The organism is Methanobacterium congolense (assembly GCF_900095295.1).
Taxonomy (GTDB): Archaea; Methanobacteriota; Methanobacteria; order Methanobacteriales; family Methanobacteriaceae; genus Methanobacterium_C; species Methanobacterium_C congolense.
On the sequence record NZ_LT607756.1, the window covers coordinates 330,740 to 345,855 of the forward strand.

Annotated in this window: 15 protein-coding genes; 8 read left to right on the top strand and 7 right to left on the bottom strand. The window is 37.9% G+C overall.

Features of this window, described 5'->3' with window-relative positions; all coding sequences use genetic code 11:
* Positions 1-24: 24 nt before the first annotated feature.
* The 3 genes from guaA to MCBB_RS01585 all read right to left on the bottom strand — a co-directional run bounded on the left by guaA (position 25) and on the right by MCBB_RS01585 (position 3,137).
* A complete protein-coding gene (gene guaA / locus MCBB_RS01575) occupies positions 25-951 on the bottom strand; it encodes a glutamine-hydrolyzing GMP synthase (protein WP_071905963.1) in 927 nt (308 codons plus the stop codon).
* A 133-nt stretch (positions 952-1,084) separates the two neighbouring features.
* The gene (locus MCBB_RS01580; RefSeq protein ID WP_071905964.1) at positions 1,085-2,503 is read right to left on the bottom strand and encodes a DUF2142 domain-containing protein; all 1,419 of its coding nucleotides are present in this window, start codon (positions 2,501-2,503) and stop codon (positions 1,085-1,087) included.
* Positions 2,504-2,570: 67 nt separating this feature from the next.
* Positions 2,571-3,137 carry a GMP synthase subunit A gene (locus tag MCBB_RS01585; protein WP_071905965.1) on the bottom strand — a complete coding sequence of 189 codons (567 nt, stop codon included), beginning with the start codon at positions 3,135-3,137 and terminating at the stop codon, positions 2,571-2,573.
* Positions 3,138-3,390: 253 nt separating this feature from the next.
* Between MCBB_RS01585 and MCBB_RS12030 the strand changes: the two genes are divergently transcribed.
* The 3 genes from MCBB_RS12030 to MCBB_RS01595 all read left to right on the top strand — a co-directional run bounded on the left by MCBB_RS12030 (position 3,391) and on the right by MCBB_RS01595 (position 4,898).
* Positions 3,391-3,543, top strand: coding sequence for a hypothetical protein (locus tag MCBB_RS12030; protein ID WP_171899066.1), 153 nt, complete (start codon positions 3,391-3,393; stop codon positions 3,541-3,543).
* 178 nt (positions 3,544-3,721) lie between these two features.
* Entirely contained in the window at positions 3,722-4,183 is a 462-nt protein-coding gene (locus tag MCBB_RS01590) for a DUF2124 family protein (RefSeq protein WP_071905966.1), read from the top strand.
* Positions 4,184-4,268: 85 nt separating this feature from the next.
* A complete protein-coding gene (locus MCBB_RS01595) occupies positions 4,269-4,898 on the top strand; it encodes a DUF447 domain-containing protein (RefSeq protein WP_231916379.1) in 630 nt (209 codons plus the stop codon).
* Positions 4,899-5,044: 146 nt separating this feature from the next.
* Here the strand turns inward: MCBB_RS01595 and ade are convergent, their stop codons facing one another.
* Positions 5,045-6,664 (bottom strand): adenine deaminase, encoded by a 1,620-nt coding sequence (ade, locus tag MCBB_RS01600; RefSeq protein ID WP_071905968.1) that lies wholly within the window; start codon positions 6,662-6,664, stop codon positions 5,045-5,047.
* A gap of 260 nt (positions 6,665-6,924) precedes the next feature.
* On the opposite strand from ade, the gene MCBB_RS01605 reads away from it, so the two are divergent.
* Positions 6,925-7,737 (top strand): class I SAM-dependent methyltransferase, encoded by an 813-nt coding sequence (locus tag MCBB_RS01605; RefSeq protein WP_071905969.1) that lies wholly within the window; start codon positions 6,925-6,927, stop codon positions 7,735-7,737.
* 173 nt (positions 7,738-7,910) lie between these two features.
* Here the strand turns inward: MCBB_RS01605 and MCBB_RS01610 are convergent, their stop codons facing one another.
* The 3 genes from MCBB_RS01610 to MCBB_RS01620 all read right to left on the bottom strand — a co-directional run bounded on the left by MCBB_RS01610 (position 7,911) and on the right by MCBB_RS01620 (position 10,874).
* Positions 7,911-9,128: an ornithine cyclodeaminase gene (locus tag MCBB_RS01610; protein ID WP_071905970.1), complete on the bottom strand. Its 1,218-nt coding sequence runs from the start codon at positions 9,126-9,128 to the stop codon at positions 7,911-7,913.
* Positions 9,129-9,518: 390 nt separating this feature from the next.
* Positions 9,519-10,403 (bottom strand): agmatinase, encoded by an 885-nt coding sequence (speB, locus tag MCBB_RS01615; protein ID WP_071905971.1) that lies wholly within the window; start codon positions 10,401-10,403, stop codon positions 9,519-9,521.
* Between the two features lie 78 nt (positions 10,404-10,481).
* Positions 10,482-10,874 (bottom strand): translation initiation factor IF-5A, encoded by a 393-nt coding sequence (locus MCBB_RS01620; protein ID WP_071905972.1) that lies wholly within the window; start codon positions 10,872-10,874, stop codon positions 10,482-10,484.
* Between the two features lie 300 nt (positions 10,875-11,174).
* Here MCBB_RS01620 and MCBB_RS01625 point away from each other — a divergent pair, with 300 nt between their 5' ends.
* The 4 genes from MCBB_RS01625 (at position 11,175) to cfbE (ending at position 15,028) form a co-directional block, all read left to right on the top strand.
* Positions 11,175-11,630, top strand: a complete 456-nt coding sequence (locus MCBB_RS01625; protein WP_071905973.1) for a pyruvoyl-dependent arginine decarboxylase — start codon at positions 11,175-11,177, stop codon at positions 11,628-11,630.
* A 112-nt stretch (positions 11,631-11,742) separates the two neighbouring features.
* Positions 11,743-12,657, top strand: coding sequence for a bifunctional fructose-bisphosphatase/inositol-phosphate phosphatase (locus tag MCBB_RS01630; RefSeq protein WP_071905974.1), 915 nt, complete (start codon positions 11,743-11,745; stop codon positions 12,655-12,657).
* The gene (locus MCBB_RS01635; RefSeq protein WP_071905975.1) at positions 12,657-13,508 is read left to right on the top strand and encodes an NAD(+) kinase; all 852 of its coding nucleotides are present in this window, start codon (positions 12,657-12,659) and stop codon (positions 13,506-13,508) included. The genes MCBB_RS01630 and MCBB_RS01635 overlap by 1 nt, the downstream gene beginning before the upstream one ends.
* A complete protein-coding gene (gene cfbE, locus MCBB_RS01640) occupies positions 13,505-15,028 on the top strand; it encodes a coenzyme F430 synthase (protein ID WP_071905977.1) in 1,524 nt (507 codons plus the stop codon). Before MCBB_RS01635 ends, cfbE begins: the two co-directional genes overlap by 4 nt.
* Positions 15,029-15,116 lie beyond the last annotated feature (88 nt).

A 15,116-nucleotide genomic window follows, 5' to 3' on the forward strand; every position in this document is an offset into this window, starting at 1 on the left:
AAAAAATTAAAATAAGAAGTGTTTTTAAGCAAGCTCAATTGTGCTTGGTGGTTTATCACTTACTGAAAGGGCAACGTGGGTTACTTCAGATATTTCAGCAGTTATGCGCTGCGAAATTGTTTTAACCATATTCCATGGGAGTTCTGGAACGTCTGCAGTCATTGCATCTAGGGATTCAACCATACGGATCACAACAAGGTATCCGTAGTCCCGTATATCTCCCTTCACTCCTGTAACCTTTGTATCAGTTAGTACTGCAAAGTACTGCCATAGAGTTTTATCAAGACCCTCTTTTTTGACCTCTTCGTCAACTATTGCATTTGCCTTTCTGCACACCTTTATCTTCTCAGGGGTTATTTTTCCTGCAATACGCACAGCAAGTCCAGGTCCAGGATAAGGTTGCCTTGATACCATATCATCAGGAAGGCCCATTTCAGTTCCTAGTAATCTTACTTCGTCCTTGTAAAGTTCTCTTATAGGTTCAACAACCTCAAGAACAAGTCCCTCTGGAAGTGCAACGTTGTGGTGAGATTTGATGTTTCCCTGGCTCTCTATCCAATCTGGAGCTATTGTACCCTGAACAAGGAATTCAGCTCCTTCTTCCTTTGCAATTCTCTCGAAAACCCTTATGAACACTTCACCAATGATCTTCCGTTTTTCTTCAGGATCCTCAACACCCTCAAGCTTTCCCAGAAATTCCTCCTTTGCATCCACGGATCTGAAATTGAGTCTGTTTTCAAAGGTTTTCTGGACGTAATCTGCTTCTCCTTCACGTAAAAGTCCATGATCAACGAAAACTGCAAGTAATTGGTCTTCTATTGCTCTGGATGTTAAAACAGATGCTACAGAACTGTCAACTCCTCCAGATAAGGCTATTATGGCTTTTTTATCGCCTATACGATTTTTTATTTCTTCTATGGATTCTGTTATAAAATCAGATGGATCGAACATTTTTTCACCTTAATATTAATGATCTATTTTAGAGGAACAAGTATAAATTTATGTAGCTTCATCTACCTTTACGTAGATTCATCTACATTTTTTTCATAAGTAATGATTTTTAAGATTTAATGAATTTTGGGTTTTACATCAGGTAGAATCTACTTATGATTGTAAAGACTGAAACTGTGAGATATACTAAAACAACGGGAATTACAAGTAGTGAGATATTTTTTGGGCTTAAATTAATTTTTTTACCTTTTATGATGATTTTATCCTTGTTGTTATATAAAATAATGAATATCAACGGTGTTAATGGTAGAAGGTATCTTCCCTGCACACCTTCTATTATTGTGGCCCCTTTTGCAGTCCAGGACGTATATTGGCTAACAAATATTAAGATTGCAAGGAGTGCAGATGTACTAAATGCCACTATTTTTTGTTTTAAGCTCACGTTTAACTTATTTTTGTCTATTAATGCGGTTAAAATGATAATTCCTAGATATATACCTGCTAAATAAACTGCAATGCTTGTTTTAAGGGCGAGTGGTGTATCTAACCATCCAAATTTCCCAACAAAAGTTACAAGGTAGAAGTTGAATTTGAGGTTTATGGTGTTGATAACGATGTTGATGAAGTTTATTGGATCGGCTATGATTGAATAGAATGAGTTGTGTCGTCCAGATCCTCCAGTTGCAGTGTCTAAAACCAGTAATGAGTTCCATAATTTGTTGCTTATGAATGCAGTTAAAGGTACAAGCATCAGCAATATCAATTTTTTTGCCTTTGATCTGAACTTCACAATGGGTATCATCAGTAATCCCATTAGAATAATCACATATCCGGGTTTGGATAATGTAATTAGCAGTGTGAAGATTAGCAGGATTAAAATATCTTTTTTGTTGATGTTATTTTCTTTGAATGAGAGTTTGAATATGAATGCAATTGTTAAGAAGCATATTCCCATGGTAAAACTGTCAACTGAAAGTGATGCTGCCTGGAATAGGGTCATTGGCATTAATGCAAGGAGTACAAAAACCCATTTATGGACTGGGCTTATCTTTATTGCAAGGTAAATCAGGATGGCCCATACAAGGAGATTTACCAACCTGCCTATGTACATTAAAAACAGTACAGAAGGGTTGACTATAAAGCTGATTAAGCCCATAGCCAATGCGGGTATAAGGTAAGGAATTGGAGGATAAGCTATTGGAATGGGTACGCCAACATTGTGATAATCTAAAAAGACTAATTTATTGTTATTAATAGGCGTTTCTAATGAGAAGATAATTGAGTTGGTTTTTACCTTATGTTCTGGCTGAAAGCGTAGATAACGAAATTTCTGTGTATCATATAAAAGACTCTGTGAAACGTAATATCCTGTTTCGTTACCCACTTTTTCAGGGGTTAACATGCCCTCACTTAAGGTGTAAGCCTTGTAAAAATGTACTTCTTCATCTGGAACCTGAAACGGGGGAGTTACAATCAGGAAAATTATTCCAAAAATTATTCCTATTATTAAAAATATCTTCTGCGGAGGGATTTCCCTAACTTTGTTAATCATTAAAATAACTCGTTAACAGTAAATTATAAAGCTTTTCATTTAATCTAAAACTTTTTTAAAAAAAGGTTTATTCACGAAGTTTCTTACAAACCTCATAAAAATTCTCAAATATCTTCTCACCATTCTCGGTATGATGAACCTCCGGATGGAACTGTATTCCATAAACTGGCTTGGATTCATGTTTCATTGCTTCAACACTGCATATTGGGGATGTTGCAAGGAGTTTAAATCCTTTTGGAAGTGTCTTTATCTCATCCTTGTGGGAGGCCCATACCTCCATCTCATCTCCAAGTCCCTTGAAAATATCGTTTTCATCGATTATGTCCAGTTTGATCTTGGCATAACTTTCAGCACCTGCTGCACCTATTTCTGCACCGTAGGTCTGTGCTATTATTTGATGGCCAAGGCATATTCCAAGTATTGGGATGTCCAGATTTTTAACGTATTCTGCAGAGTTTCCAGCCCTTTCAATTGATGGACCGCCACCTAAAACTATTCCTATAGCTTCCTTTTCTTCTATTTCCTCTAAGGTTGTTGTGTTGGGTATCATCTCTGCAGGTATCTTGAGGTAATGCAGAGTCCTGTAAATCCTGTGATTGTACTGTCCGTGATTGTTAACAACTAATATCTTCATATGTAACTCCTCTTATTTTCAGTCTTTTAATTTGAATATATGTAATTGAGTTGAAACTTCACTACTCATTTATTTCATTCTTATTTACTTTAAACTCGTAAAAAGATTTTAACTGTCCATTAGTATGTGATTAATTAATTTTTAGATAGGACTATAAATGAGTTTTAGCCCCTTCCTTTGAAGTAGTTGATCCTATTTTTTTATAGATTTCTCATGGAAATATACTTATATCTTACCCACCCTAAAAAAGAACATGGAACTTAAAGATGTTGCATACATAGTTGTGGCCATAATACTGGCTGTTGCAGTTTTTTACCTTCTGATCTGGCTTTTACCAGTTATAATAATTCTTATAATAGCGTACATAATTTATATAATAATGAAAGGGGCTTCTCACGATTTTTGAAGCCTTAAATAATTGTTTATTTTAAATTATTTGAAGTGTTTTGTTTTCAACAATTTTAGAAGTTAACAATGCTTAATTCTGATTGTTAAAGGGTTATTTCTAGGTTTGAAATCGTGGAGTATTCACTTGCTCAACTATTAATATAACCTCGGATTTAAATAAGGATCAAGGCGATACAATGAGGAAGGTAAAGGAATTTAGCGGAATTACAGAGAACATCTTGGCATTTAAGGAAGAAGTGGCTAATGCAAATAAAATCACATTTGCAGGAATGCCTGGAGTTTGTAGCCCATTTGCAGAGCTCTTTGCCTATGCGGTAAGGGACAAGGAATCTGTATTTGTAACGGGCCTGGATCTGAGTACAGCACGTAAGGTGGAACTAACACCCCAGGGAATGCAGTTTTCAGAGGATGCAGATCCCCATGCAGATGTTGTGGCTCTTCTGGGCGGATTAACACTTCCAAAGGCAAATATAAAAACTGAGGATGTTAATGAAACGGTTTCCAAGATACTCAAAAAGGATGGAAAACTCCTTGGCCTCTGTTACAACAAGATGTTCCAGAACGCAGGATGGGACAAGGAAATTGAATTTGACTGTATCATCAATGGAAATCTTGAGGGTTTCGTCCTTAAAAAGTAGCTTTGTAGTGTACTGAGCACCGAAACTCTTAAAGACAGTCATTGGATTAAAAAAGGGATTCATGATATAATTAATTAAGTTTAAAGTGGATGAATTGTTGAACCTGGAATCTGTTGGAATGGAAAGGGGTCTTCTCTACGAGACAGTTGTGACCACAAGAAACGAGGATGGAACACCCAACGCAGCCCCAATGGGTGTTATCTGTAAGAACGAAAATGAGGTTGTACTCTACCTTCACCAGGGCTCTCAGACCGTGAGGAACATAAAACTTGAAGAAAAATTCGTTGTCAACATAACCAAGGATCCAATGATCTTCGTGGAATCAACCCTGGGAAATCCTTCTGAAGAATCATTTGAACATTTCAACAATGAATTTTATCTAAAAGGGACAGATGCATTTCTTTATGTGGAAGTCACACGTCTGCGTGATGTTGAGAGGGAGGACCAGTTCGGAGTCTCCACAACCACCGTTATCAATGCAGAGGTCAAGGAAATCGTTAAGAAAAAGGAACATGTTGAACCATTGAACCGGGCAATTTATGGAGTTATAGAGGGCCTGGTTTACCTCACACGTATGGACATGGTTTCAGGGGATATGGAAAAACTTTACCGCCACAGGATGAAGGAGATCTCACGGATAGTGAACAAAGTAGGTAGTGTGGAACACAAGAAAGCCATGAAGAAAATTTCAGAGGCCTTCAGCAAGTATGAATAATGTTAAACATCTGTTTTTTCAAATTCCTTTTTTAAATTTAATTAAAATTAATTAAAAATTTCAATCATCTATTTTTTAAAGTAATTTAGGGATTAAAGGATTGTACTTTAAGGATAGTTTCTGATAACATTCCTTTCAATCCTTTTTTAGTCCTTCTTAACAACATCACTGAATTCAAATTTTTCAACATCAAAAAGTCCCTGATCACTTATTTTAAGCTTTGGAATTACAAGCAGTGCCATGAAGGACATGGTCATGAGGGGTGATTCCAGTTTGGAGCCCATATCTCTTACAAAATCGTGAAGTTCATTCAGTTTACCTGCAACTTCATCAACAGGATCCCTACTCATTAAACCAGCTACTGGAAGCTTCAAACTTGAAAATTCTCCATCTGCAGTGGCTACAATTCCACCTTTATTTTTAAGAAGTTCATTAACAGCTGCTGCCATGTCATAACTTGTTGTTCCAACAACCACAACGTTGTGGGAATCATGGGCAACACTGGATGCAATAGCTCCCTTTTTAAGGTTAAATCCCTTTACAAATGCATTTGATATTCTGTTGTGTCCGTACCGTTCCACAACAGCAATTTTAAGGATGTCATTTTCCACATCAGGTTTCAGGGTTCCATCTGATACCTTTAAAAGAGCTTCAGATTCAAGGGTTAAAAGCTGGTCCTCTAAAACGTTGATTACCCTGACCGTTACATTTCCATTGTTACCGTCAGTTCTGATATCAAAATCATCAGCATTTTTAGGTTTTAAATCAAATGTACTTGGAAGTTCAAGGGGATTGACTTTAAAGAGAGGTTTACCATTATCTGCAACCATTTCTCCATTTATTAAAACCCTATCAACATGGAAGTTCTTAAGATCATCCACAAAAACGATATCTGCAGCTTTTCCAGAGGATATTGAACCTATATTAATGTTGTAATGATTTGAGGGGTTCAGTGTAACCATCTTAACAGCTTCAACTGGATCAACCCCATATTCCACAGCATTTCGAAGCATAACATCCACATGTCCGACCTGCAGATCCTGGGGGTGTTTGTCATCGGATACAATGAATTCACCACCTGCCTTGAAGAGATCCCTGAGGTTCCTGGCTGAAGAACCCTCCCTCAGCATGAGCTTCATCCCTAACCTCTTCTTCTCAAGGGCTTCAACAAGCTCTGTGCACTCATGCTCAGTTGATATTCCTGAAGCCGTGTATCTGCAGAGGTCTGCTCCTGATAAAAGAGGAGCATGTCCATCAACAGGTTTCTTAGATCTTTTTGCAGCATCTAACTTTGCCATGACTTGTGGATATTCATTTAAAACCCCTGGAAAGTTCATCATCTCGCCAAGTGCAACAACATCATCCATTTTAAGGAGGCCTTCAACTTCCTCTGGGCCGAGGCTGGCACCGGATGTTTCAAATGGTGTAGCAGGGACACATGAAGGTGCTGTGAAGTAGGTTTTAAGGGGAACATTACATGCATCGTCCATCATGTAACGGATGCCCTCAAGTCCCATCACGTTTGCAATTTCATGGGGATCCGTAACAACTGCAGTGGTTCCATGGGGCACAACCGCCTCTGCAAAACGTGAGGGTGTGAGCATGGAGCTTTCGATGTGTATATGTGCATCTATGAAACCTGGAAGGATCAAACCTTCAAATTTCTGATCTACAGGTTTTACACAACTTATAATCCCATTTTTGATTTCTATCTCTGCAGGATAAATTTCATCTGTAAATACATTGAATACATTCCCTCTTATCATAGAAAACCCCATTGTTACTATTATTTGATTTTACTCCATTTGGTATTCTTATGTGTGATGATAAAATTACTGTTTCATTAAATAAATGAACTGATTTCAATATTCAATTATAATATCAATGATTTTAATTGAATTTACTAATGTTAAGAATTATCATGAATTAAATATATTTAGTTTAGAAACCATTTAGTAACTGTTATTTAGACATAAAGATTAATGAAATCATTTTTTATAAAAATAAAAATTCAAGGCGGTTGCATATGAAACAAAATCTGAAGGGAGTGTCTGAAACTTTACTCATCCCGCTCTGGGCAAGGGCAGTTGAAGCGGAGTATCCTGATCCAATCATAAAGGATGAGAAGGCAGCAGAGATAATTGAGGAAATTGAATACGACTTTGCAAAGCTTGATGAAGAATGGCCAACCCAGATCAGTGTCGTTGTTAGAACAGAAATTTTAGATAACGCAACAAAGGTTTTCATCAAAAAACACCCTGATGCTATCATAATCAATATTGGCTGCGGTCTCGACACCCGATTTTCAAGACTGGACAACGGCAGGATTCACTGGTACGATCTGGATTTACCAGAGCCCATCAGGATCAGACGAAACTTCTTCGATGAAACAGACCGTTACAAGATGATAGCCAGATCTGCATTTGATTATTCGTGGATGGAGGATGTAACCCCTAGCGGATCCGTCCTGATTATTTCAGAAGGAGTATTGATGTATTTTACAGAGGCAGAGGTAAAGGATCTCATGAATAAATTGGTGACTGCATTTCCAGGTGCTGAAATGCTCCTTGAAACCACATCGCCGGCACTGGTTAAACAGAGCCAGAAACAAGATTTAATCAAGAACCAGTACAGTATAGATGCAACACTTCAATGGGGAGTTAAAAGGGGAAGAAAAGGGATGGAAGAATTGAACAGCAGAATTGAATTCATCAAAGAGTGGCACTACTTCGATCATCACCGGGAAAGATGGAAATCAATACGCTGGCTGGCTTTAATTCCACCATTTAAAAACAGATTCGGTAATAGGATTGTTCATATAAAGTTTGATTCAATATAAACCTCTTAAACGCTTTTTAGTACCTAAGATTGAAAAACATATGAAATTTTCCATTTAAAAATAGTAAGGATGGGGTTATTATAAAGTTTGTTTTTACTGTAGAGTAATGCAAAATAAGAAATTGAATGAATAAGTAGGGGACTGCTTAGGTTGCCCTAAGCATAAAAAAAATTTTAGCTGTCCAGTTCATCCTTCAACATTGGCAGAAATGCTCCAACATCTGTAACGATACCCACAACCTGGGCACTTCCCCTGTCTGCAAGTTTTGTGACTGTTGCAGGGTTTATATCCACACATATGCTTTTAACGTGTGATGGGAGTATGTTTCCAACTGCTATGGAGTGGAGCATGGTTGAGATCATTATGACCATATCCACGTCCTTCACGTGTTTCCTCATTTCATCCTGAGCATCGATAACATCTGTTATGACATCTGGAAGTGGACCATCATCCCTTATGGAACCTGCAAGCACATAATCTGCGTTATTTTTTATACACTCATACATTATTCCCTTTTTAAGAACACCCTTCTCAACAGCTTCCCTTATGGATCCCGCCTTGTTTATTTCATTTATTGCATATATATGGTGTTTATGGCCCCTTACAGTGGCTTCACCACTTTTCACACATATTCCAAGGGAAGTGCCGTAGAGCGCACTCTCTATATCATGGGTTGCAAGGGCGTTACCTGCAAAGATAACGTCCACGATTCCATCCTTAATCATCTCGGCCAGTACAGGTGCTGAACCTGTGTGAACAACTGCAGGTCCTGCAACAACTGCTATTTTACCATTGTTACGTTTTATCTCCTTTATTTCAGCAGCTATCTTTTTGACCGTGGACTTTATCGGTTTTTCAGAGGATGCTTCACTGGACATGAATTCAAAAACACCCTTTTTACCCCTTGGCCTTTCTGGAGGCACAACCTTTATGCCTTCCCTTCCAACAACCACAAGGTCACCTTTCTGAATCCTTCCGATTGGCTTGCAGAAGGCCCTTTTTGTTTCAGGGTCAAAGACTATCATACAGTCCATTTCTATGTCCTGAACCTTCAACCACTCTCCATTTTGCCTTATGTATGTTGGATGATGTGTTGTTGAATAAAAATCTGGTGGAAGTGTTTTATCCTTCTCGGATCTTAAAAGTTGAACTTCCTTGAGTTCAGTGATCAGGGCACCAATTTCACTGAGCTCATCGAGTATTTCACCAAGGAGAGATTCAGTTTCTGCTGCAACACGTATACGTGCAGTACTCACATCTTTTTTTCTTTTACCCACTTCAAATTCCAGTATCTTGAAGTCGCCACCCTTGTCCATTATGAGGTCCATGGTTTTTGGAAGGGCAAGGGAGTCTATTATATGACCGGAAAGTGTGACTTCTCTTGTGTACATAATTATCCACCTTCAAATTTTTAATCAACTGTTCTTAATCAATTTTTCATTTCTTAATCAACTGTTATTAATTTAAATTTTATCAGTTTTAATTATTTAACTAAAATCTTTAACTAAAATTTTTTTTTACAAGCAAGAAAATAACGGTTTAAATTGGATTTCATATGAATGAATTATTGATGCATCCATTTTCATTGATGCACCCCTTTTCCAAGCTTTAATTAATTGAGTTTTCATATCTGTTTGAAGTACGATATTAAATTTTGCGTGGGATGAACCCTTTCTTAACAAAACTGAAAATAAAAGAAATCTAATGGAAATGGAATTTCCCCTTGAGAGGGTGTTAAATTCTTCTCAGAATATTTTTTCGGACGATATTCAGTAAAAAATTCAGTAAAGACATAAAAAGTCGTATATTGACTTGGCACCATTTATTGAAGTTATATCTCCCATCTGTGTTGATGAAACTTCCACAAGATCGAATCCAACAACTTCACAACCTTTTAAACTGAATATAAGTCTTTCAAGTTCATGTGGGTTCAGACCGCAGGGTGCGGGTGTTCCAACAGATGGAGCGTATGCAGGGTCAAGAACGTCAAGGTCCAGGCTCACGTAAACTGGTCCTTCAATGGATCCCATGAGATCCTCCACTGCACTGATATTTTCTTTAACGTCATGGGTTTTGAACTGTTTGATACCCTCTTCAGATGCAAGGATAGCTTCCTCCTCTGAGGCAGATCTCACACCGATCTGGATGATCTCCTTGGGGTTTAAATCGAATATTCTGCGCATAACCGTTGCATGGGAATACTTCTCATCCATGTACCTGTCTATGAGGTCGCAGTGGGCATCGAAATGTATAACAGTCAAATCTTCAGTTTCAAATGCCTTTAAAACACTGTAACTTATGCTGTGTTCTCCTCCAATTGTTAAAGGAACCATGTTCATGTCAAGAATTTCTGAAATGGTTGATTCAACGTTTTTGGAGGTTTTTTTGAAGTTTCCATGTGTAACTTCAACGTCACCCAGATCGTAGACCGTAGCATCAAGATTTTTATTTAAAATGAAGTTGTACCTTTCGAAGTTGTAGGATGCTTCCCTTACGGATCTGGGGCCGTACCTTGCTCCTGGTTTGTAGGTTGTTGTGCCATCGAAGGGCACACCCACGACACCAAAAACGGGTTTATCTGGATCATCTCTGGATTCAAGTTCATTAAAATCGTTGGCTTCCCTTGCGAAAGCAAATTTTAACGGACTTTCTGTATAAAAAAACATTTATGATACCTTCAGATGATCCTGGGACTAAAGCTTAAATAATATCCAAAGGAATTAAGCAGTTATTTGATTAACCACTTATCCTTTTACCCTCATGAGTTTCATGTTGCCCATCGCAACGATGTAATCTGCTTCAACACCTTCAACAAGTTTGTCTTTCAGATCCTCAGGGATTGGTAGTTCAAATGTTTCGTAGGTTTCAAGGTCCATGAGCTGGACATCGCTTCCCATAAGAGCAAGAACCTGAGCTGCACGTTTGTCTATTATTGGGATGTCTATCTTTGCATCAACAGGTTTGACTATGCTTCTTTTCTGGTTGTCGAATACTCCAACTGCTTCAACCCTTGCCTTTGCAGCTCCGTGTTTTCCAGGGGATGATGTTTGTATGTGTGTGATCTTTGATGCTTCATCGCCTAATATTACATATTTACCGACTTTTAAGGTTTTAACTTCCACTACCTTCTTTGACATATTACTTACCTCCAGTATAATCCTCTTAACTCTTAATTAAGAATAATTAAGATGTATTTTACATTTAATTAGATTGAATCCTCTTTCAGGTTCAAATTTCTGAAAACGTAAAATGACCAACGTTCCAAATTCAAAGGATATATCTTATTTTATGTTTATACATGCAAAGTTATTATAGATACTCCTTGATATAGAATAGGTATAGATTTACGTATATTTTTTTCAATATTTAAGTTTTTAAGTTGTCAGGCCAGTGAAATGTGCTTGAGGATTTAACAAAGGATCGAACGAGTGATACGAATGAAAGTTTCAATAACATCAGGAAGGGCAGAAGGCCCAACAAAGCTCAATGCATTTGATAATGCACTTTTAGACGCTGGAATAGGTGATATAAATCTTATAAAAGTTTCAAGCATACTCCCTGCAGGTACTCAGGTAGTTGAACTCCCAGAATTTCCTGCAGGAAAAATGGTGAACTGTGTTCTTTCCTACGCTTCATCTGATAGGGAGGGAGATATTATATCTGCTGCAGTGGCCCTTGCAAGATCTGATGACTTCGGATGTGTTGTAGAGAGTTCTGGTGTTAACAGAAACATAGAAGATGTAAAAAAAGAAGCAGAGGAAATGGTTAGATACATGATGGATATCAGGGGTCTTGAGATAAGGGAAATCCTAATGGCACATGAAAGTCATACAGTTAAGCAACACGGTGCAGTTGTTGCATCAGTTGTTTACCTGGAAAATAACCCTATGTGATATGGATACCCAGGATAAGGATATATTTCAGTAGTAGGTTCTTCCAGTAATAGGCTCAATTCATGGATTTAACGTTTGTTTCGTACATAAAAACTTTTAAGGGGCAAAAACAATGAATGAAAAGGATATCAAGTTCTGGAGTGATGTATCACGGAATATTATGGATGAAGCTTCAGAAGTTATTTCTCCCCTTGTGGGTACTGAAAAGGGTGGAGAAATAGTTAAAATGGGTGCAGATGGTACTCCAACAAAATTGATAGATCTGGTTGCAGAAGATAAGGTGGTTGAAATTCTGGAAGCTACTGGAAGGCCTGTTACCCTGATAAGTGAGGAGATAGGTGAACATAAAATTGGAGAAGGTGCTTCTGAAGTTGTTTTTGTTGTTGACCCCCTTGACGGTACAAGCAACGCAGTAAAAAATATACCGGCCTATGGAATATCCATTGCAGTTGCAGATGCATCAAAAAAGTCTAAAACCATAAATTCAACTCAATCAGGAACTGCAAATCCATCAGAAATGGAATCAAACAAATTTAAAGACTCAAATGTGCATGATCTCACAATCCGAGACATTGAACTGGGTTTTGTTAAAAACATTGCGACTGGTGATGTTTATGAAGGTGTGAAGGGCTGTGGAGCTACTTTAAATGGTAAAAAACTCATTCCTTCAACGTTGCAGGATATTTCAGCGTCTTCAGTTGGGGCCTACATATACAGGGCAGAAATGGATAAAATAGACGGCCTCTGTAAGACGGTTAGAAGAATGAGAATTCTCGGATCCGTTGCAATTGAACTCTGTTACGTTGCAGATGGAACCTACGATGCCTTCATTGATATAAGGGGAAACCTCAGGATAGTGGATGTGTCTGCTGCAAAGTTAATAATAAATGAAACGAATGGTTTAGTCACTGATGAAAACTGTAAAGAGCTTAATGGTGGACTTAACGTTCTTGAAAGGACATCAATAGTTGCTGCATGTAATAAGAACATTCACAAGGATATAATAAAGATTTTAGGGGGAATTTGATGCGTGTAGGGGTTGTAGCCCGTAGTGATATTGATGAAGCTGTTGAACTCTCCAGTGAAATAGTTGATTTTTTAATGGAAAATGATGTTGAAACCTTCATCGACAGTCCCCTGGTGGATGAACTCAAAAAATATAACGCACAGTACACGGAATTGAGCTGTGAACTTGGAGATATGGATGTGGATATGGTTATAGCCGTTGGTGGTGATGGTACCATCCTTCGAACCCAGAGCTTCGTCAACAAGAAAAAAATACCAATTTTTGGGATAAACATGGGTACCGTTGGTTTTCTCACAGAAATTGACCCTGAAAATGCATTAACAGCAATAGGGGAAGTTTTAAAGGGTAACTATTTTGTTGAAGAACGAACCCAGCTTCAGGTATGTCACAACAATAAACTCCACTCTGCACTCAACGAAGTTGTGCTCATGACCCGAAAACCCGCCAAAATGCTGCACATAGAGATAAAAGTTGATGATGAAGTTATGGAGGAGTTAAGGGCTGACGGCCTTATAGTGGCAACTCCATCAGGCTCAACAGCATATTCCATGTCGGCAGGAGGCCCTATAGTTGATCCAAAGGTAGGTGCATTTATAATAGTTCCAATATGTCCCTTTAAACTGGGTGCACGACCAACCGTTGTGTCCAATGACAGTGTTATAAAGGTAAAACTCTTAAGAAAAGGTAAAAAGGCAATAGCAGTCATAGATGGTCAGTTCGAGGAAGAAATCAATTACATGGATGAAATCATATTCAAAAAATCTGCAAACAACGCTTACTTCGTAAGGCTCACAACTGATTTCTACAGGAAGGTACGTGAAAAACTCACCGAAGGTGGAGTAAGTTCATGAATGTTCTGGTTGTGGATATGACCCATGGGGGGGCTGTCATTGCATCACAGTTTGCAAAGATTCCAGGATTTAAGGTCTATGCATGGGATATCTACAAAACATTGAAATCAGATGTAAAAACCTCTTTAATTGATCAAAACGTAGAAATTGTTGGAACAGATTTTTTAAAGGGTATTGATAGGGAATTATGGGTAATTGCACCTGTACACTGCGATCTAAAGTCATACCTCAATGAGGGTACTGATGATACAAATGGTAATGATGGTACAGGAATCAACATGGATTCAATGAAGGTTTCAAGGTTCATGACCCACCATGAGGCAGTTGAATTCCTAATGGAGGAACGGATAAACGTTCCAGTTATTGAAGTTACAGGTGTTAAGGGAAAAACTAGCACAGTGGCCATGCTTAAAGAGATATTTAAGGATTTAAATCCTCTGATCTTAAGTAGTTTAGGTGTTGAAGTTCTTGAAAATGGTGAAAGCCATGTATTAAAGCGTAACATAAGTATAACTCCTGCAAGTATCGTTGAAGCATGGGAACTTCTGGAAGAATTTCTTGAAGGCTATGAAAATCCCTTTGAAGTGGGTTTATGCATATTCGAGGTTTCATTGGGGGGAACAGGTCTGGCTGATGTTGGAGTGTTAACCAATCTTGTGGAAAATTATCCTGTTGCTGGTGGAACAAGCAGTGCTGCAGCTGCAAAGTCCCAAATATTCAGAAGTCGCAGAGTTGTGTGTGATTTTGAATCATTCAACTCATTTTATTCAAATAACTCCAAAAACCTGACTGAAACGAAGTTCATGTTTAAAACGTCTGAAGAACTTCAAAATGAAATGATGAATGTTCAAAATAAAATTCAAGATAAAACCAACACATTTGGATTGAAATCTCATGCAAACGTCAAAGCAACCAATGTTCACTTTGGATTTTATGAAACACGATTTCAAGTGGAGGTCCATGATTTAAAAACTGTAAATGGAAATCTTCTAAACAGTTCCTTTGAAGTTTCAGCCTTTGCACCTGCACCCTACCACCTTCAAAATATATTATCAGTTATCTGCACAGCTTTAACACTTGAAACTCCCATCGATACTATTAAGAAAGGTTTAAAATCTTTTAAAGGCATAAAGGGCAGAACATCAATTAGGGATCACAGGGGTGTTAGGGTCATAGAGGAGATCAACCCTGGACTGAATGTTGAAGCTGTTAAAAAGGCAGTTGATATGCTGAAGAGAATTTCAGATGAAGGCGATTCAACAGTTATCTTTGGAGGTAAGTACGGAATCACCTGTGAAGAAATAGATGAAAAAGCAGTAGCTTTTGTTTTAAATGCATTGGAACCTTATACATATCTTATATTGGCTGATAACCTTGGAGATAACGTTAAACAGTTTATAAAAAGGGATCTCACATTTAAAAAGAGTTTGGATGAGGCACTGGATCATGCTGTTTTAATGGGTTCTAAGAATGTTCTTGTTGTTTACAGATCCAACTATTCAGATGTGGAGCGAAGGTAAATGGGAGTTTCTAAAGTTGCTGTAACTTAGCCATGGCAACATTTATTAGAGATCATAAGAAACCATTGAATAAGGATTTAGGGAACGA

Bases quoted from the DNA above. Each gene is read 5' to 3' on its own strand.
- MCBB_RS01610 (WP_071905970.1), bottom strand. From the start codon at position 9,128: ATGTACACAAGAGAAGTCACACTTTCCGGTCATATAATAGACTCCCTT.
- cfbE (WP_071905977.1), top strand. From the start codon at position 13,505: ATGAATGTTCTGGTTGTGGATATGACCCATGGGGGGGCTGTCATTGCA.
- MCBB_RS01585 (WP_071905965.1), bottom strand. From the start codon at position 3,137: ATGAAGATATTAGTTGTTAACAATCACGGACAGTACAATCACAGGATT.
- MCBB_RS01605 (WP_071905969.1), top strand. From the start codon at position 6,925: ATGAAACAAAATCTGAAGGGAGTGTCTGAAACTTTACTCATCCCGCTC.
- MCBB_RS01620 (WP_071905972.1), bottom strand. From the start codon at position 10,874: ATGTCAAAGAAGGTAGTGGAAGTTAAAACCTTAAAAGTCGGTAAATAT.
- MCBB_RS01625 (WP_071905973.1), top strand. From the start codon at position 11,175: ATGAAAGTTTCAATAACATCAGGAAGGGCAGAAGGCCCAACAAAGCTC.
- MCBB_RS01580 (WP_071905964.1), bottom strand. From the start codon at position 2,503: ATGATTAACAAAGTTAGGGAAATCCCTCCGCAGAAGATATTTTTAATA.
- MCBB_RS01630 (WP_071905974.1), top strand. From the start codon at position 11,743: ATGAATGAAAAGGATATCAAGTTCTGGAGTGATGTATCACGGAATATT.
- MCBB_RS01590 (WP_071905966.1), top strand. From the start codon at position 3,722: ATGAGGAAGGTAAAGGAATTTAGCGGAATTACAGAGAACATCTTGGCA.
- ade (WP_071905968.1), bottom strand. From the start codon at position 6,664: ATGATAAGAGGGAATGTATTCAATGTATTTACAGATGAAATTTATCCT.
- MCBB_RS01635 (WP_071905975.1), top strand. From the start codon at position 12,657: ATGCGTGTAGGGGTTGTAGCCCGTAGTGATATTGATGAAGCTGTTGAA.
- MCBB_RS12030 (WP_171899066.1), top strand. From the start codon at position 3,391: ATGGAACTTAAAGATGTTGCATACATAGTTGTGGCCATAATACTGGCT.
- guaA (WP_071905963.1), bottom strand. From the start codon at position 951: ATGTTCGATCCATCTGATTTTATAACAGAATCCATAGAAGAAATAAAA.
- speB (WP_071905971.1), bottom strand. From the start codon at position 10,403: ATGTTTTTTTATACAGAAAGTCCGTTAAAATTTGCTTTCGCAAGGGAA.